General features: G+C 72.3%; 13 protein-coding genes, 1 tRNA gene, 1 pseudogene and 1 riboswitch. Of the genes and pseudogenes, 5 read left to right on the top strand and 10 right to left on the bottom strand.

Going from position 1 to position 17,975, the window contains the following annotated elements; genetic code table 11:
- Positions 1–152: 152 nt before the first annotated feature.
- From ACFP3U_RS20285 to ACFP3U_RS20275, 3 genes are all read left to right on the top strand, one after another.
- Complete coding sequence (locus tag ACFP3U_RS20285) at positions 153–1,334, top strand: SGNH/GDSL hydrolase family protein (protein WP_380226999.1); 1,182 nt, start codon at positions 153–155, stop codon at positions 1,332–1,334.
- Positions 1,335–1,396: 62 nt separating this feature from the next.
- The gene (locus ACFP3U_RS20280; protein WP_380226998.1) at positions 1,397–2,617 is read left to right on the top strand and encodes an acetyl-CoA C-acetyltransferase; all 1,221 of its coding nucleotides are present in this window, start codon (positions 1,397–1,399) and stop codon (positions 2,615–2,617) included.
- A gap of 291 nt (positions 2,618–2,908) precedes the next feature.
- Positions 2,909–3,871, top strand: a complete 963-nt coding sequence (locus tag ACFP3U_RS20275) for a serine/threonine-protein kinase (protein WP_380226997.1) — start codon at positions 2,909–2,911, stop codon at positions 3,869–3,871.
- 110 nt (positions 3,872–3,981) lie between these two features.
- On the opposite strand, the gene ACFP3U_RS20270 is transcribed toward ACFP3U_RS20275, so the two are convergent.
- The 3 genes from ACFP3U_RS20270 to ACFP3U_RS20260 all read right to left on the bottom strand — a co-directional run bounded on the left by ACFP3U_RS20270 (position 3,982) and on the right by ACFP3U_RS20260 (position 5,660).
- Positions 3,982–4,398: a hypothetical protein gene (locus ACFP3U_RS20270; RefSeq protein ID WP_380226996.1), complete on the bottom strand. Its 417-nt coding sequence runs from the start codon at positions 4,396–4,398 to the stop codon at positions 3,982–3,984.
- Positions 4,399–4,526: 128 nt separating this feature from the next.
- On the bottom strand, positions 4,527–5,438 hold the full coding sequence (locus tag ACFP3U_RS20265) for a Bax inhibitor-1/YccA family protein (protein ID WP_380226995.1): 912 nt from the start codon (positions 5,436–5,438) through the stop codon (positions 4,527–4,529).
- Positions 5,439–5,578: 140 nt separating this feature from the next.
- A tRNA-Leu gene (locus ACFP3U_RS20260) sits at positions 5,579–5,660 on the bottom strand.
- Positions 5,661–6,064: 404 nt separating this feature from the next.
- On the opposite strand from ACFP3U_RS20260, the gene ACFP3U_RS20255 reads away from it, so the two are divergent.
- Positions 6,065–6,838, top strand: coding sequence for an ABC transporter ATP-binding protein (locus ACFP3U_RS20255; RefSeq protein ID WP_380226994.1), 774 nt, complete (start codon positions 6,065–6,067; stop codon positions 6,836–6,838).
- A gap of 82 nt (positions 6,839–6,920) precedes the next feature.
- A complete protein-coding gene (locus tag ACFP3U_RS20250; RefSeq protein WP_380226993.1) occupies positions 6,921–9,479 on the top strand; it encodes an ABC transporter permease in 2,559 nt (852 codons plus the stop codon).
- Between the two features lie 197 nt (positions 9,480–9,676).
- On the opposite strand, the gene ACFP3U_RS20245 is transcribed toward ACFP3U_RS20250, so the two are convergent.
- The 7 genes and pseudogenes from ACFP3U_RS20245 to ACFP3U_RS20215 all read right to left on the bottom strand — a co-directional run bounded on the left by ACFP3U_RS20245 (position 9,677) and on the right by ACFP3U_RS20215 (position 17,784).
- On the bottom strand, positions 9,677–11,071 hold the full coding sequence (locus ACFP3U_RS20245; protein WP_380226992.1) for an NAD(P)/FAD-dependent oxidoreductase: 1,395 nt from the start codon (positions 11,069–11,071) through the stop codon (positions 9,677–9,679).
- Between the two features lie 428 nt (positions 11,072–11,499).
- The gene (locus ACFP3U_RS20240; protein ID WP_380226991.1) at positions 11,500–12,441 is read right to left on the bottom strand and encodes a Ppx/GppA phosphatase family protein; all 942 of its coding nucleotides are present in this window, start codon (positions 12,439–12,441) and stop codon (positions 11,500–11,502) included.
- Positions 12,442–12,569: 128 nt separating this feature from the next.
- Positions 12,570–13,109, bottom strand: a pseudogene (locus ACFP3U_RS20235) (DUF501 domain-containing protein); the annotation flags it as partial.
- Positions 13,081–13,581, bottom strand: coding sequence for an FtsB family cell division protein (locus ACFP3U_RS20230; RefSeq protein WP_380226990.1), 501 nt, complete (start codon positions 13,579–13,581; stop codon positions 13,081–13,083). The pseudogene ACFP3U_RS20235 and the gene ACFP3U_RS20230, both read right to left, overlap by 29 nt.
- 197 nt (positions 13,582–13,778) lie before the next feature.
- Positions 13,779–15,065 (bottom strand): phosphopyruvate hydratase, encoded by a 1,287-nt coding sequence (gene eno, locus ACFP3U_RS20225; RefSeq protein ID WP_380226989.1) that lies wholly within the window; start codon positions 15,063–15,065, stop codon positions 13,779–13,781.
- 325 nt (positions 15,066–15,390) lie between these two features.
- Positions 15,391–16,101 carry a LysM peptidoglycan-binding domain-containing protein gene (locus tag ACFP3U_RS20220; protein WP_380226988.1) on the bottom strand — a complete coding sequence of 237 codons (711 nt, stop codon included), beginning with the start codon at positions 16,099–16,101 and terminating at the stop codon, positions 15,391–15,393.
- 2 nt (positions 16,102–16,103) lie between these two features.
- Positions 16,104–16,255, bottom strand: a riboswitch (cyclic di-AMP (ydaO/yuaA leader).
- A 242-nt stretch (positions 16,256–16,497) separates the two neighbouring features.
- The gene (locus tag ACFP3U_RS20215) at positions 16,498–17,784 is read right to left on the bottom strand and encodes a cytochrome P450 family protein (RefSeq protein WP_380226987.1); all 1,287 of its coding nucleotides are present in this window, start codon (positions 17,782–17,784) and stop codon (positions 16,498–16,500) included.
- Positions 17,785–17,975 lie beyond the last annotated feature (191 nt).

The following is a 17,975-nucleotide window of genomic DNA, read 5'->3' as shown; positions in this document are numbered from 1 at the left end:
AGCCTAGGCCGTACCAGAGGCCCCGGCTGGCCCGTGCGCCCCACGAACGGCCCACCCCCGTCGTAGGCCGCCGCCATCGCGGGTACTAGGGGTGTACACGCATCGGGAACGGCCCCCGCCGGGGTGGCACGAGGACGCGAAGGGGGCACCGGATGCCAGGGGCACAGGAGTCGAGGGCCCGGGTGGCCCGCCGGATCGCCACCGCGGCGGCGTACGGCGGCGGCGGGCTCGGGGTACTGGGCGTGGGGCTGGTGGGCCTGCTGCTGACCGAGAGCAGGCTGGCCGTGCAGGCCATCGGCGTCCTGGAGGGCGACCCGCCCAAGGCCGACGGCGTCTACGGCGAGGCCTTCGCCGACACCGCGGCCGCGCCGCAGCCGCCGCTGGTGCTGGCCTTCCTCGGCGACTCCACCGCCGCCGGTCTTGGGGTGCTGCGGGCCAGGGAGACCCCGGGCGCGCTGCTCGCCGCCGGCCTCGCCTCGGTCGCCGAGCGCCCCGTCCGGCTGATCAACGTGGCGTTCTCCGGCGGCCGCTCCACCGATCTGGCCGGCCAGCTGGAACAGGCCCTGCCGCACCTCCCCGACATCGCCGTGATCATGGTCGGCGCCAACGACGTGACCCGGCACAGCCCGGCCCAGCTCGCGGTTCGCCAACTCGGCGAGACCGTCGCCGCGCTGCGCGCCACCGGCTGCGAGGTGGTGGTCGGCACCTGCCCCGATCTCGGGACCATCAAGCCGGTCCGCCCGCCACTGCGCTGGGTGGCCCGCCGGCTCAGCCGCCAGCTGGCCGCCGCGCAGACCATCGCGGTGGTGGAGGCGGGCGGCCGGACGGTCTCGCTCGGCTCGCTGCTCGGGCCGGAGTTCGCGGCCCGGCCCGAGATGTTCGCCGCCGACCGCTACCACCCCTCGGCCCAGGGCTACGCGACGGCCGCGATGGCCGTGCTGCCCTCGGTCTGCGCCGCACTGGGCCTCTGGCCGCAGGAGGAGCCGGCGGACGGGCCGGTCCCCGGCGAGGCGGTGCTGCCGGTGGCGGTGGCCGCCGCGGCCGCGGCCGGCCGGTCCGGCAGCGAGGTGGCGGCGGTCGACGGCGAGGACGGCGCGGCCGGGCGCTGGGCGCTGCTGCGCCACCGGCTGCGGATCGGCCCGCCGGGCTCCGGGCCCGCCGACGCGCCGGTCGGCGCGGGGCTCGGCCGGTCGGCCGCCGGAGGGCTCGACGGGCTGCCCGGGGCAGCGCTCGCGGGGCCGCCGGAAGGGCCGCCGGCGGGGCCGTCCGAGCGCTCCGGGCCGGGCCCCGGCAACACGTCGGCCAGCTCACACAGCGGGGCGGGTGACGACTGAGCTACCAAGCGGTAACTTTCCTCCCGGACGCCTGTCCGCCGCCACTCAGCGAGGAGCCCGCCATGCCCGAAGCCGTCATCGTCAGCGCCACCCGTTCGCCGATCGGCCGGGCCTTCAAGGGCTCCCTGAAGGACGTCCGCCCGGACGACCTGACCGCGCACGTCATCCAGGCCGCGCTGGCCAAGGTGCCGGAGCTGGACCCGCGCGAGATCGACGACCTGATGCTCGGCTGCGGCCTGCCCGGCGGCGAGCAGGGCCACAACCTGGCCCGCATCGTGGCGGTGCAGATGGGCATGGACTACCTGCCCGGCACCACCATCACCCGCTACTGCTCCTCCTCGCTGCAGACCACCCGGATGGCACTGCACGCGATCAAGGCCGGCGAGGGCGACGTCTTCCTCTCGGCCGGCGTGGAGACCGTCTCGCGCTCGGTCAACGGCACCTCGGACGGCATGCCGGGCACCATGAACCCGCTGTTCGACGAGGCCCAGGCGCGCACCGCCCATCGGGCGGAGACGGGTGGCGGCGAGTGGCACGACCCGCGTGAGGACGGGCTGCTGCCGGACGCCTACATCGCGATGGGGCAGACCGCCGAGAACCTCGCCGCGCTCAAGGGCATCACCCGCGCCGAGCAGGACGAGTTCGGCGTCCGCTCGCAGAACCTCGCCGAGGCCGCCATCAAGGCCGGCTTCTGGGAGCGCGAGATCACCCCGGTCACCACCCCCGACGGCACCGTGGTCTCGGCGGACGACGGCCCGCGCGCCGGCGTCACCCTGGAGGGCGTCTCCGGCCTGAAGCCGGTCTTCCGCCCGGACGGCACGGTGACCGCCGGTAACTGCTGCCCGCTGAACGACGGCGCCGCCGCGCTGGTCATCATGTCCGACACCAAGGCCCGCGAGCTGGGCATCACCCCGCTCGCCCGGGTGGTCTCCACCGGTGTCAGCGCGCTCTCCCCCGAGATCATGGGCTACGGCCCGGTCGAGGCCTCGAAGCAGGCGCTCCGGCGGGCCGGCCTCTCCATCGGCGACATCGACCTGGTCGAGATCAACGAGGCCTTCGCCGCCCAGGTGATCCCGTCCTACCGGGACCTCGGCGTCGACCTGGACCGGCTGAACGTCAACGGCGGCGCGATCGCGGTCGGCCACCCCTTCGGCATGACCGGTGCGCGGATCACCACCACCCTGATCAACTCCCTCCAGTGGCACGACAAGCAGTTCGGCCTGGAGACCATGTGCGTCGGCGGCGGCCAGGGCATGGCGATGGTGCTGGAGCGCCTCAGCTGACCCCTCGCTGTCAACCCCGAAGGGTCCAGACCACCCATTTGGAGTGACGCAGCGTAATTGAGGGCCGGATCACACCGAGAGGTCGATCCGGCCCTCATTTCTTTCGTTTCCGGACCGGAAATCGACGGTGCGGAGCGGATCAACTCCGCAGCGTAGAGCGGTACTACCTAACAATTTGGGGACAAGCGCGAAAGTCACCGACAAATTGGACATTCGCCACTGCGGTAACAGCACCGGATGGGGCAGTGTGGAGAGGTAACCCCGTTCCGCTCCTCGCTAGGAGTACGTTCCGTGAGCGCCGTCTACACCATCCTGCTGCTGATCCTGATCGCCGTGTCGACCGCCGTGCTGCTCCACCTCCGGGCCATCTCCCGCCGGTTGGACGCGCGCGACGCCGCCGCCGCCCCGGCCGTCGACGAGGCCGCGATACGCCGGGCCGTCGCCGAGGCGCTGGCCGCCGACCGCGAACGGGAGATCACCGAGGCCCGGGCGTTCTGGGCCGAGCAGGAGGCCCGCGCGGCCGAGGACGCGCCGCTGTTCGACTCCCCCTTCGCCGGTGTCTTCAGCACCACCGACGAGTGGCCGCTCTTCTTCCCCCGCCCCACCGGGCCGAACGAGGCCGCCGACAACGCCGGCACCATGGACCCGGAGTTCGGCGAGGCGCTGCGCTCGGCGCTGGAGGACCTCATCGACGGCGGCGGCAGCGCCCGCCCGGCCGAGCCCGAGACCGAGGGCGGCAGCCCGCTGCGCCCCGGCCACCCGGCCGGTCACCCGGCCGGCCACCCTGCCGACGGGCCCACCGGGGACGCCCGGGCCCGCCGCGAGGCCGACCTGCTGGCCACCGGTCTGGAGGCCGGGCTGCTGGACACCGGCGCGACCGTCGAGGAGGCCCCGGCCGCCGCGCCCGACCCGCGCCGCCACCCCTCGCACCCCGACTTCGTGCCCAGCCAGGCGCCGTCCCGGGAGTGGACCGACACCCGGCTGACCGCGCTCGCCGAGGAGGGCACCGCGCTGATCGACGTCCGCCCCGGCCCGCTCGGCACCCTGGACGTCTACGCCTTCGCCGACGGCACCACGCTCTGCGTGGCCCCGGGCGACCGCGAGGCCGCGTACCGGCTGATCGACGCCGTCCGGGCCGGTGAGAACGTCCGGCTGCTCGGCGGCTCGCGGTTCTCCGGCTCCTACTCGCTGACCTTCTCCACGGACGAGGACGCGGTGTACGTGCTCGCCGACCGGGTGGTGGCCAGCATCTGACCCGAGCGCGCGGGGCCGAGGGCCGACCGGATCGCGGGGGTTGCCGATCCGGTCGGCCCTCGGCGCGTCCGTCCAGGCCCCTCCAGGCAACACCGGGCGGCCCCGGGCCGTCACAGGGCGGCGGAGGCCTCCGCCAGCCGCCGCACGGCCAGCTCCCGGACCGTCTCCGCCGCCACCGCGCCGTCGTCCGGCAGGGTCACCGCGGCGTCCCCGGGCAGCGCGGCCAGCGCCGCCGCCAGGTCGTGCCCGACCACCGCGAGCTGGTCGCCGACCGCGAACGCCCCGGCCTCCGGCAGCTCGCGCGGCGCTCCGCCGACCGCCCCGCCGTCCGGTCCGCCGTCCGCCCGGGCCGCCTCGGCGGCCTGCGCCGCGGCCGCCAGCCAGCGGGCCAGCTCCAGCCCGGCCGCGGCCCGCGAGGAGTGGCCGGGGACGGCGCCGAGCAGCCGGCTCTGCGGCATCGAGCGGAACCGGTCGGCCAGGGCGTCGACCGCCTCGGCCAGGGTCTTCGGATCGGACGTCTCGGGCATGCCGCGAGCATACGGGCCACCGGGGACCGGGCCGGACGGCACCCAAAAGCCGCCGGGCCCCGGAGCGGATGCTCCGGGGCCCGGCGGCAGTGGTGCGCGCCGAGGGCGCGCGGGGGGGGACGGCGGGATCAGTCGTCGCCGCGCAGGATCGCGATCAGCCGCAGCATCTCGACGTAGATCCAGACCAGCGACAGGGTGAGCCCGAAGGCGGCCCGCCAGGACTCCTGCTGCGGCGCGCCGTGCGCGATGGCCTCCTCGATGGCCGCGAAGTCCAGCGAGAGGAAGAACGCGCCGAGACCGATGCCGATCAGGCCGACCACGATGCCCAGCGGGCCGGAGCGCAGCCCCATGTCGGCGCCGAAGACCAGCGAGGCGACCAGGTTGACCAGCATCAGCAGCACGAAGCCCATGCCGATCGCGATGCCGATCCGGGTGTAGCGCGGGGTGACCCTGATCCGGCCGGTCTTGTAGGCGATCAGCATCGCCGCGAAGACCGCCGCGGTACCCAGCACCGCCTGGACGGCGATCCCCGGCCAGATGGTGTTGAACATCTTGGTGATCGCACCGAGCGCGAAGCCCTCAAGGCCCGCGTAGAGCAGGATCAGCGCCGGGCTGACGCTCCGCCTGTAGGAGATCACCACGCCGAGCACCATGGCGACCAGCGAGGCGCCGAGGGCAAGGCCGAGGTTCCGGTCCGGCAGCGCGAACCAGGCGAGGCCGCCGGCGGCGACCAGGGTGAGCAGCGTCATCGCGGTGCGCGCGACCACGTCGTCGAGCGTCATCCGACCCGTCGCCAGCGGACCGGCGGACGGGGCGTCGTACATCGCGCCGAGCTGCTCGTCGGTCAGCGACGGCTGCCCCTGGGGCTGCTGGCCGTAGGGGTTGTCGGCGTACGGGTTGTTGCCGTACGGGTTGTTGCCGTAGGGGTTGCCCGCGTACGGGCTCCCGGCCTGCGGGGTCCGGGTGGTGCCGAAACCCGCGTAGCCGGACTCGCGGGTGAAGGACCCCTCCCGCGAGAAGACCGGGTTGCTGCTTCTCATTGCTCATTCCCTCCGTGGCGGCACTGCACCGCCCGAACCACAAGGGTAATGGCTTGGCAAAAAAATGGGCATCCGCCGCGAGAAGGATTCGGCCACTGACGTCCGGCGGGGACGCCGGTCGGCGTCCCCGCGGGGGTTTGTGCCCAGAGCCGGACTCGAACCGGCACGGCCTTGCGGCCAAGCAGTTTTAAGCTGCCCGTGTCTGCGTTCCACCATCTGGGCGTCCTGCGAACCGGCCCCGCCGACGGAACGGAGAGCACTGCTCCGCCCCCGCTTGGGCCTCCCCTGAGCCTAGTCGCCCGGCCTCCTCTTTCGCATGTTCCGAGGCGGGGAAGTTGTCATGTTTCCTTGCCATCTGACGAACAGTCCGTGATTTGGCCACCCGACCCGCTCGATCCGGCCACCGGCGCTCCCCTCAGGGGTCGTGTCATACCGCAGGAGGAGGGGCGTCACCTGGGCGTACGCCCAGCGGTGGTCAGGCCAACCGTCCGGCGGAGCGACGAGAAACCATGATCACCCGACGGAGCATGGAGGTACGGCCGGACAGCCCTGCGAGGGCCCGGCCGCCCACCCGATCCGGCGCCGTACGGCCCGGCCCGCCATGCCCGCGACCCGAGGAGCACCCCGTGACCACGTCGACCGCAACCGCCGTCCGCACCGGCCGGGCGGCCGCCCGCGCCACCGGCCTGAACAAGGTCTACGGGGAGGGCGAGACCCGCGTCGTCGCCCTGGACAACGTCAGCGTCACCTTCCCCCAGGGTGAGTTCACCGCCATCATGGGCCCGTCCGGCTCCGGCAAGTCCACCCTCATGCACTGCATGGCCGGCCTCGACACCGTCAGCTCCGGCTCCTCCACCATCGGCGACACCGAGCTCGTCGGCCTCAAGGACAAGCAGCTCACCCAGCTGCGCCGCGACCACATCGGCTTCATCTTCCAGGCCTTCAACCTGCTGCCGACGCTCACCGCCCTGGAGAACATCACCCTCCCCATGGACATCGCCGGCCGCAAGGCCGACAAGGCCTGGCTCGACCGCGTCGTCGAGACCGTCGGCCTCTCCGGCCGGCTCACCCACCGCCCCAGCCAGCTCTCCGGCGGCCAGCAGCAGCGCGTCGCCTGCGCCCGCGCCCTCGCCGGCAAGCCCGACATCATCTTCGCCGACGAGCCCACCGGCAACCTCGACTCCCGCTCCGGCGCCGAGATCCTCTCCTTCCTGCGCAACTCCGTCCGCGAACTCGGCCAGACCGTCGTCATGGTCACCCACGACCCCGTCGCCGCCGCCTACGCCGACCGCGTCGTCTTCCTCGCCGACGGCCGCATCGTCGACGAGCTCACCCACCCCACCGCCGACACCGTCCTGGACCGCATGCGCCGCTTCGACGCCAAGGGCCGCACCAGCTGACCCACCGCGCCGGCTGACCCACCGCGCCCGCCCCGAGCAGGCCCGCCCGTCCCCTCGCAGATCCAGGACCCCAGGACACCCCATGTATCGCACCGCACTGCGCAATGTGCTGGCCCACAAGGGCCGACTGCTGATGACGGCTCTGGCCGTCATGCTGGGCACCGCTTTCGTGGCCGGCACCATGGTCTTCTCCGACACCTTCGCCAAGGCCATGCGGGAGAACAACTCCAAGAGCTACTCCGACGTGTCGGTGCAGGTCGTCGACCACGCCGCCGGCGCCTCCGCGTCGCTCCGGGAGCAGAGCGAGAAGAGCCCGGTCACCCTGACCGACGCCACCGTCCAGCAGCTCGCCGCGCTGCCCGGCACCGCGAGCGCCCGCGGCGTGGTCAGCGGCTTCACCGGCGTCGCCGACCGGAGCGGCAATCTGATCGGCCAGTCCTGGACGGCCCGGGGCGTCAACTTCGCGCCCGGCCCGGACGGCAAGGACCCCCGCTACCCGATGGTCGAGGGTCAGGGCCCGAAGACCGGCAAGGAGATCGCCCTCGACCGGAAGACCGCCGAGAAGGGCGGCTACAAGGTCGGCGACACCGTCCGGGTCGCCGCCAACGGCCCCGTCGTCGAGGCGAAGCTCACCGGTGTCTTCACCAGCGACGACCCGGTGGTGAACAGCGGCGGCTCGCTCACCCTGTTCGACCGCGCGACCGCCCAGCAGCTGCTGCTGGAGCCCGGCCGCTACAGCAGCATCGTGCTCACCGCCAAGCCCGGCACCGGCCAGGACGCCCTGCTCGCCGAGGTGAACCAGAAGCTCCGGCCGGAGCAGCGGATCGAGACCCGCACCGGCGCCGACCTGAAGGCGGAGGAGGAGCGGATGATCACCCGCGAGACCGAGAGCATGCGCACCATGCTGCTCGCGTTCGCCGGGATCTCGCTCTTCGTCGGCATCTTCATCATCGCCAACACCTTCACCATGCTGATCGCCCAGCGCACCAAGGAGCTGGCCCTGCTCCGGGCGATCGGCGCCAGCCGCAAGCAGGTGACCCGCTCGGTGCTGATCGAGGCCTTCGTCATCGGCACCCTCGCGGCCTCGGCCGGCCTGGTCGCCGGCCTCGGCATCGGCGCCGGGCTGCAGTCCCTGATCGCCTCGCTGAACGACGGCCTGCCGACCGGCGCGCTGGTGATCAAGCCGACGACCGTGGTGGTCACCCTGGTGGTCGGCGTCCTGGTGACGGTGCTCTCCGCCCTGCTTCCCGCCGTCCGCGCCGCCCGGATCGCCCCGGTCGCCGCGATGAGCAGCGGTGACCAGCCGGCCAGTCAGAAGTCCCTGGTGGTCCGGAACGTGATCGGCTCGGTGCTGGCCGCCGGCGGCATCGCCCTGATCGCCTTCGGCGCCGCCAAGGGCAACGCGGACGGCCGGATGCCGGTGGCGCTCGGCGCGCTGCTCGCCATCCTGGGCGTCTTCGTCCTGCTGCCCCTGCTCTCCCGGCCGGTGATCGCCCTGGTCGGGCCGGTCCTCGGCAGGCTGTTCGGCACGCCCGGCAAGCTGGCCCGGCAGAACGCGGTGCGCAACCCGCGCCGCACCGCCGCCACCGCCGCCGCGCTCACCATCGGCCTGACCCTGGTCAGCGGTCTGACCGTGATCGGCGCCTCGGTCACCGACACCGTCGACCGGGCCATCACCAGCACGATGCGGGCCGACTACGTGGTCGCCACGGCGAACAACATGAGCCTGTCGGACACCGTCCCGGCCGAGGTCGCCAAGGCCGCCGGGGTGGCCGCCTCCTCGCCGATGACCCAGGTCTCCTGGGAGCTCAACGGCAGGACCCGGAGCATCTCCGGCTTGAACGCGGACAGCCTCGACAAACTGGTCTCGGTGACCATGAAGAGCGGCTCGCTCGCCTCGGCCGCCCAGGGCCAACTGCTGATCGACGAGGAGCTCGCGAAGAAGCTCGGTGTCACCACCGGCTCGACCGTCGAGGTCGCCTACCCCGGCGCCGCCAAGGGCACGCTGACCGTCGGCGGCGTCTACGAGAGCGGCGGCATGCTGGGCTCGGCCCTGCTGGCCAACGGCGAGATCCTCAAGCACAACCCCCAGCCGTACGTGGAGCGCGTCCTGGTCAAGGGCACCGACGGGGAGACCGACGCGCTGAAGAAGGCGCTCAAGGACGCCACCGGCGCCAACCCGGTGATCGAGGTGCAGTCGCGCCAGGACGTCCGGGACAACTTCAGCCAGAACATCACCTTCGCGCTGAACATCATGTACGGCCTGCTGGCGATGTCGGTGGTCGTCGCGATCCTCGGCGTGATCAACACCCTGGCGATGTCGGTCTTCGAGCGCAAGCGCGAGATCGGCATGCTGCGGGCGATCGGCCTGGACCGCTCCGGCATCAAGCGGATGGTCCGCCTGGAGTCCGTGGTGATCTCGGTGTTCGGCGCCGGCATCGGTCTCCTGCTCGGCTGCTTCATGGCCTGGGCGATCAACGGCACCCTCAAGTCCAGCCTGAACGGCCTGACCACGGTGCTGCCGTTCGGCCAGCTGCTGCTCTTCCTGGCCCTGGCCGGCCTGGTCGGTATGGTGGCCGCCTTCTGGCCGGCCCGCCGGGCCGCCAAGCTGGACATCCTGGACAGCATCAAGACCGACTGATCACCCGCACACACCAGAACGCCCCTGCCGGAGGGTTTCGGCAGGGGCGTTCTCGTACTTCTCGCACTTCTCGTACTTCTGTACTCCGCCCGACTCGCACAGCCGGCTGAGCACCACGGAGGTCGTGGTCCGGCAACGCTGCCGGGCGGAGGGCCTCCGACGCATGCCCGGTGCTCCCACACCGGGACCCTGGTCGCTTACTTGCTGGCGGCGAGCTCCTTGTCGGCCGGCTTCGCGTTGTCGGCGGCCGGCTTCGCGGCCTCGACGGCGGGCCGCTGCGTGGGCGCCGTGACTTCCTGGATCGGCTGGTACGGGTTCTCCATCTGGGAGAGGCCGACCATCTCGCGCTTCAGGAAGACCGCGAGGGTCCAGTCGGTGAAGACGCGCACCTTGCGGTTGAAGGTGGGGACCATGGCGCCGTGGTACAGGCGGTGGAACCACCAGGCGGGGCGGCCCTTCAGCTTGTACTTGCCGAAGAGGATCGCCACACCCTTGTGCAGGCCGAGGCCGGCGACCGCACCCAGGTTCTTGTGCTTGTACTCCTGCTGCGGGAAGCCGCGCATGCCGGAGATCACGTTGTCGCCGAGGACGGCGGCCTGGCGGACGGCGTGCTGGGCGTTCGGCGGGCACCAGGCGCCCTCGCCGGCGGCGAGGTCCGGCACCTGGGCGTTGTCGCCGGCGGACCAGACGTAGTCGAAGCCCTGGACCTGGAGGGTCGGCGCGGTGTCGACGTGGCCGCGCGGGCCCAGCGGCAGGCCGAACTGGGCCAGCACCGGGTTCGGCTTCACGCCGGCCGTCCACACGATGGTGGAGGCGTCCATCTCCATGCCGTTCTTCAGCACGACGTGGCCGTCGAGGCAGGAGTCCATCGAGGTCTCGATGTAGACCTCGATGTTGCGCTCTTCCAGCTTCTCCTTGGTCCACAGACCGAGGTCCGGGCCCATCTCCGGGAGGATCCGGTTGGCGGCCTCGACCACGACGAAGCGCATGTCGTCACGGCTGACGGTCTTGTAGATCTTGGCGGCGTCGCGCGCCATGTCCTCGATCTCGGCGATCGTCTCGACGCCGGCGAAGCCGCCGCCGATGATGACGAAGGTCAGCGCCTTGCTGCGGACCGCCTCGTCCGTGGTGGACTCGGCCTTGTCCAGCTGCGCCATGACGTGGTTGCGGAGGGCGATGGCCTCCTCCACGGTCTTCATGCCGATGCCGTGCTCGGCCAGACCGGGGATCGGGAAGGTCCGGGAGACCGAACCGGTCGCGACGACCAGGTAGTCGAAGGGCAGCTCGTACGAGTCGCCCGCCGAGGGCTGGATCGTGGCGATCTTGCGCTCGTGGTCCACACCGGTGACCGCACCGGTGAGCACCTCCGCGTTCTTCAGCGCGGTGCGCAGGGGCGCGACGAGGTTGCGGGGCGCGACGTTGCCGCCGGCCGCCTCGGGGAGGAAGGGCAGGTACGTCATGTACGACCGCGGGTCCACGACCGTGACGGTCGCTTCGCCGTAGCGCATCTTCTTGAGGATGCGCATCGCGGCATACAGGCCGACGTAACCACCGCCGACAATGAGGATGCGAGGACGCTCCGTGGTGCTCATATCCGAAAGTATCCAGCACCGTCCGGAGCAGCCTTCGTGAGCCCGCTCACAAGCGTCTGGACCCCCTCTGCTACACTTCGCGCCCCCGTTTCGGCCCCTCACCGGACACCTCACGGCCATGGCGACCCCCCGGTGAGCACGCCCGTACGAACGGCCCCGCTGAGCAGCAACGATCCGTGGCGGGGCCCGGTTCCCGCACAGGATTCCGATTTTCAAACCTCTGACGAACCGAAACCTGCGATCCAGCGGTTATCACGCCCAGCGAGCCTTCGGTCTCACAAATCGGACGGACCGGACCGCCCGGCCCACCGAAAGAGCGGATCCTCATGTGAAGAAATTCACGAACTTTTCCGCAGCGCCCCGGGCGCGCCCCGGCCCCGGGACCCAGGACGGGCCTCCGGGGCCGGGGAAGTAAGCCCCGTGCCTGGTCAGCGGGCGATACTCCAGGCGATGCCGTCCAGGATGTCGTGCTCGCTGACGACCACCTCGGCGGCGCCCGTCCGCTCCATGATCTCCAGCAGCTCCAGCGCGCCCGCCGCGATCACGTCCACCCGGCCCGGGTGCATCGACGGGATCGCCGCCCGCTCCGCGTGGGTGGCGTGCAGCAGCCGGTCGGTGATCTCGGCGACCCGCTCGCGGGAGATCCGGGAGTGGTGGATCGCCTCGGAGTCGTACCGCGGCAGGTCCTGGGCGATCGCCGAGATGGTGGTGACCGTCCCGGCCAGGCCGACCAGGGTCGCCGCGCCGGTCAGCGGGACGACCTCCTCGGCCCGGTCCAGCTCCGCCCGCACATGCGCCCGCGCCTCGGTGATCTGCGCCTCCGAGGGCAGCTCGGCACCGTCGAAGTGCCGCTCGGTCAGCCGGACGCAGCCGATGTCCACCGAGCGGGCGGCCCGGACGTCCTCGGCCCCGAGCACGAACTCGGTCGAGCCGCCGCCCAGGTCGAAGACCAGGTACGGGGCGGCGAACCGGCCCCCGGTCAGCTCCTTGGTGGCACCCACGAAGGAGAGGTGCGCCTCCTCCTCGCCGCTGACCACCACCGGCTCGACACCCAGGGCCGCCCGTACGCCGTCGACGTACTCGGCGCTGTTCTCGGCGTCCCGGGAGGCGCTGGTGGCGACGAAGCGGATCCGCTCCGGCCCCACCCCGAAACCGGAGATCACCTCGGCGTACTCCTTGCAGGCCGCGAAGGTGCGCTCCAGCGCGTCCGGGTGCAGCCGGCCGGTCCGGTCCACGCCCTGGCCCAGCCGGTTGATGATCATCCGCCGGTCGAGGTCGGTGATCGCCCCGGTCTCCGGGTCGAGGTCCGCGACCAGCAGCCGGATCGAGTTGGTCCCGCAGTCGATCGCGGCCACCCGGGTGGTGCTCATGCCTCGGCCTCCCCAGCCTCGTCCGGCTCCCGGGCCGCCCGCTTGGCGGCCCGCTCGGCGGTCTTCTGCTCCTTGGCCGCGATCACGGCCTCGTGGTCCTGCTCCTTGGCCCGGTTGCGGAGCACCCGCTCACCGGCGGCCTCGACCTCGGCGGCGGACACGCACGGGCCCTTGGCCCACCAGTCCTCCAGCATGCCGATCGCCTCGTCGCCGAGCGGGTTGACGCCCTCGCCGGCCGCCAGCGAGTGGCCGACCAGCACGTGCAGGCACTTGACCCGGTCCGGCATGCCGCCGGCGCTCGGGAAGCCCTCCAGCACCTCGATGGCGTCGCGGCGCGCGATGTAGTCCTCGTGCGCCTTCTGGTAGGCCGCGGCCAGCTCCGGATCCTCGGCGAGCCGGGCGGTCTGCTCCTTCATCACGCCGTCCGCCTCCAGGGTGCCGATCAGCGAGGCGGCCTTGGGGCAGGTCAGGTAGTAGAGCGTCGGGAACGGCGTGCCGTCCGGCAGCCGGGGGGCCGTCTCCACGACGTCCGGGTTGCCGCACGGGCAGCGGTGGGCCACGCCGCGCAGGCCGCGGGGGACCCGGCCGAGCTGCGCGGCGATGGCCGCGACGTCCTCGTCGGAGACGGTGGGGTGGTTCTCAGTGGTCATGGGAGGAGCTGTCTCCAGCGGGGGCGGGGGCGGGTGGTGAGGAAGGGGCGGACTGCGCCGGGGCGGCGGGGGCCGCGGGAGCGGTGGGGGGCACCGGAGCGGCGGCGGGCACGGGAGCGGCGGCGGGCACGGGAGCGGCGGCGGCGTCCACGGAGTCCCAGATGCTGGCGTACCAGGGCCGGGCGGCCTTGACCGGCCCGGCACCCGGGCCCTGCGCGGGCGGCGGCGCGCCCAGCGTGGACTTCGCCGGATCCTGGGCCGTCGGGTCCACCGCGATGTACGGGGTCTCCCCCGGCATCGCGTAGTGCAGCCTGGTCCTGGCCTGCGCCTTGACGTACTCCGGGTCCTGCCAGCGGGCCTTCTCCCGGCGCAGCTGTTCGACCTGCTGCCGGGCGTGCTCGGCCCGGGCGCGCTGCGCCGAGATCTCGGAGCGCTGCGAGATGAACTGCCGGGTCGGATAGGCCAGGATCGCCACCAGTGAGCAGAGCACGAGGACCAGGACGGTAGCCCGGCTCGTGAACCGAGGCCGGGCCGCCAAGCCCGGGATCCTCCAGCCTGCCATCTCCGGTGTCCCCTCCTGGTCGCGACGGTGCCCCGCCGTCCACCCTACGGGGTGAACGGCGGGGCACCGGTCAGGCGTGCGCTACCGGGCGCCCGGCACGGCCGGCCGGGCGCCGTCGGTCGGGCTCAGCCCTCGTGCTTGAACCGCGGGAAGGCGCCGCGGCCGGCGTACTCGGCGGCGTCGTCGAGGATCTCCTCGATGCGCAGCAGCTGGTTGTACTTGGCGACGCGCTCGGAGCGGGCCGGGGCACCGGTCTTGATCTGGCCGCAGTTGGTGGCGACGGCCAGGTCGGCGATGGTGACGTCCTCGGTCTCGCCGGAGCGGTGGGACATCATGCAGCGGTAGCCGTTGCGCTGGGCCAGCTCGACGGCGTCCAGGGTCTCGGTCAGCGAACCGATCTGGTTGACCTTCACCAGCAGCGCGTTGGCGGTGCCGGTCTCGATGCCGCGGGCCAGGCGGGCCGGGTTGGTGACGAACAGGTCGTCGCCGACCAGCTGGACCTTGTCGCCCAGCTTGTCGGTCATCGCCTTCCAGCCGTCCCAGTCCGACTCGTCCAGCGGGTCCTCGATGGAGACCAGCGGGTAGGCGGCGACCAGGCCGGCGTAGTACTCGATGAGCTCGGCCGAGGTGAGGCCCTTGCCCTCGAACTGGTAGGCGCCGTCCTCGAAGAACTCGGAGGCGGCGACGTCCAGGGCCAGCGCGATGTCCTTGCCCGGCACGTAGCCGGCCTTCTGGATGGCCTCGACGATGAGGTCGAGGGCCTCGCGGTTGGAGTCCAGGTTCGGGGCGAAGCCGCCCTCGTCGCCCAGACCGGTGGACAGGCCGCGCTCCTTCAGCACGCCCTTGAGCGTGTGGTAGACCTCGACGCCCCAGCGGACGGCCTCGGAGAAGGACTCCGCGCCGATCGGCGCGATCATGAACTCCTGGATGTCGACGTTGGAGTCCGCGTGCGAACCGCCGTTGAGGATGTTCATCATCGGGACGGGCAGGACGTGCGCGTTCGGGCCGCCCAGGTAGCGGAACAGCGGCAGGTCGCTGGCCTCGGAGGCGGCGTGCGCGACGGCCAGCGAGACGCCCAGGATGGCGTTGGCGCCGAGCGAGGACTTGTCCGGGGTGGCGTCCAGGTCGAGCATGGCCTGGTCGATCAGGCGCTGCTCGGTGGCGTCGTAGCCGACCAGCTCGGGGCCGATCTGCTCGATGACGGCCAGGACGGCCTTCTCGACACCCTTGCCGAAGTAGCGGTTCTTGTCGCCGTCGCGAAGCTCCAGGGCCTCGAAGGCACCGGTGGAGGCACCCGACGGGACAGCGGCACGGCCGGTGCTGCCGTCGTCGAGGCCGACCTCTACCTCGACCGTGGGGTTGCCTCGCGAATCGAGAATCTCACGGGCTACGACGACATCGATGGACGGCACGAGGCATCTCCTAGCGGAAGCAGGTTCGGCCGAAGGTGGGTGCGGTCGGCCGGACGATTGCGGAGTCGTTACGACCAGAGCCTAACCGCACGCGCTGTCCGGGCCACGTCCACCTCGACTCCGTCTCAGCGTGTGGCCGTGCTACGCACCGGTAGTTCACCTGGTTGCCCGCCCGGGGACGCCCGGATGTGGACGAAGCGGGCGGAATCGATCGGATCCGGACGGGCGCCGTCCGGTGCGGTTCGGTGTGGTCTGCTGCCGTGCGGTCCGCCGGGTGCTCGCGCGCGGCCGGGGCCGGCGCGCGGGCACCGCGGCGGGCCGGACGTCAGCCGAGGGCGAGGACCTGGCCCGGGACGATCAGGTCCGGGTCGCCGCCGACGGTGCCGCGGTTGCCGTCGTACAGGGCCTGCCAACCGCCCTGGACGCCCTGGGTGGTGGCGATCCCGGCGAGGGTGTCACCGGCGCGGACGGTGTAGCCGTGGCCGGCCTGCTGCTGCTGCGGCTGGGCCTGTGTGGCCTGCGGGGCCTGCTGGGCCTGCGACTTGGGGGCGGCGTGCTTCGGCCCGGCGGGCTTCGGGGCCTGCTGCTGCGGCTGTGCCTGCTGCTGCTGGGCGGCCGGCGCGGCGTCCGTCGAGGTGTCGACCGCCGCCGGGGCGCCGCCCTTGCTCAGGCCCGCCTTCTTGGAGCAGACCGGCCAGGCGCCCGGCCCCTGCGAGGCCAGCACCTTCTCGGCGACGGAGATCTGCGCCGCCTTCGAGGCCTGGTTGGCCTGCGGCGCGTAGGCGGTGCCGCCGAACGCCTTCCAGGTGCCGGAGGTGAACTGCAGCCCGCCGTAGAAGCCGTTGCCGGTGTTGATGCTCCAGTTGCCGCCGCTCTCACACTGGGCGACCGCGTCCCAGGTGGAGGCCGGGGCGGCCGAGGCGCCGGTGGCGGTGAGGATCGGCATCGCCAGTCCGACGCCGGCGACCCCGGCGACGGCGATGGCCTTCTCGGTCTGGGTGCGGCGACGGTGACGACCGGTTCCAACGAACAGCATGAAAGGTCCCTCTCCGCACGCCTGCGAGGTGAGCTGTCGGGTTCGGACCGGGAGGTGGCCCGGCCGCGCTGAGGCGGCTTCACCCCTAGCCGTGGGAGACGGCGCAAAGACCTGGTTCCCCCGCCCCTGCCCAGGGTTCTGGTCGGTTTCCGGTGACACGGCGGGCAGGACTCGGCGTTCCGCGCACGGGACTCGCTTCCGCGAGCTCCCCGGAGAGTAGACAGATCTTCAGAGCAATCACAAGCTCATATCGCCGATATCACATGGAAATCACGTCCCATGATGGATTGTCCACCAACCGAAGCGGTATGCCCGGGTTGATGGTGATTCAGACCCCTACGGACCGGCCTTCGGAGACTGCGCGTCAGCGTGTCGGGAGCAGCCGTCGAGTCCCCGTCAGTTGACCGGCGAGGGGTTCGAAAAGGTTGCGTCCGCTGTCCTTTCGGGCGTGAATTCCACCGGAAGTTCACGAAGCCCGCGCATGATCAGACCACCGCGCCAACGCAGTTCCTCCGGGTCCGCGGCGAGCCGGAGGTCCGGCAGCCGGGACAGCAGCGTGGTCAGCGCGGCCCGCCCCTCCAACCGCGCCAGCGGAGCGCCGATGCAGTAGTGGATGCCGTGCCCGAAGCCCAGGTGCGGGTTGTCCGTCCGGGCGAGGTCCAGGGTGTTCTCGTCCGCGAACCGCGCCGGGTCCCGGTCCGCCGCCGCCAGCACCACCAGCACCGGGTCGCCGACCGGGATCTCCACCCCACCGATGGTCAGCGGACTGGTCGCGAACCGCCAGGTGGCCAGCTCCACCGGGCCGTCGTAGCGCAGGAGTTCCTCGATCCCGGTCTCCAGCAGCGCGCTCTCGCCGCGCCCGATCGACTCCTGGAGCAGGGCTCGCTGCCCCGGGTTGCGCAGCAGCGCGTACACGCCGTTGCCGATCAGGTTGACCGTCGTCTCGAAGCCGGCGAAGAGCAGGATGAAGGCCATCGCCGCGGCCTCGTTCTCGGTGAGGTGCTCGCCGTGGTCACTGGCCCGGATCAGCCCCGAGATCAGGTCGTCGCCGAGGTCGGCGCGCTTGCGGTGGATCAGCTCCGCCAGGTAGGCGCGCATCCGCTTCACCGCCCGCCCCACGCCGCCGCGCTGGCCGCCGCCGTGTCGGATCATCATCCCGGCCCAGTCCCGGAAGTCGTCCTGGTCCTCGGCCGGTACGCCGAGCAGGTCGCAGATCGCGTAGATGGGGAGCGGGAAGGCGAACTCGTGGATGAGGTCGGCGGACCCGCGGGCCGCGAAGCCGTCGATCAGCCGGTCGGTCAGTTGCTGCACCCGCGGCTCGAAGGCCGCCACCCGGCGCGGGGTGAACGCCTTCGACACCAGGCGGCGCAGCCGGGTGTGGTCCGGCGGGTCGATGTTCAGCAGGTGCGTCATGAGGTCGGCCTGGCGCTCGCCCGGGATCCCGACCCGGCCGGTGCGGTGGGCCTGCTCGCTGTGGTGCACCGGGTTCTTGGAGAGGCGGCTGTCCGCGAGCGCCTGCCGGGCGTCCGCGTACCGGGTGACCAGCCAGGCCTCCACCCCGCTCGGCAGGGTGGTCCGGTGCACCGGCTCGTGCTCGCGCAGCCACGCGTACGCCGGGTAGGGGTCGGCGGCGAACTCCCAGGTGAACAGGGGCGGACGGGCGGAGGCGGGCTGAGCTGGCATGGGTCGACGGTATCCCGGGCGGGTCCGGGCCACCGCACCGTGGGCGCGGGGGCAGTGCGCGGGCGGTCGCATTTTGGGTGGTGTCGGTCGCGTTCCGGGTGGTGTCGGTCGCGTTTTGGGTGGTGTCGGTCGCGCCTCGTTCACACCGTCCGGTGATCGTGGGGAACGGGAGGCGTGAGCCTGGTCACCTG

The organism is Kitasatospora misakiensis (assembly GCF_042656005.1).
Taxonomy (GTDB): Bacteria; Actinomycetota; Actinomycetes; order Streptomycetales; family Streptomycetaceae; genus Kitasatospora; species Kitasatospora misakiensis.
Note: the sequence above shows the minus strand (reverse complement) of the source record. Positions and strands in the feature narration are given on the sequence as shown.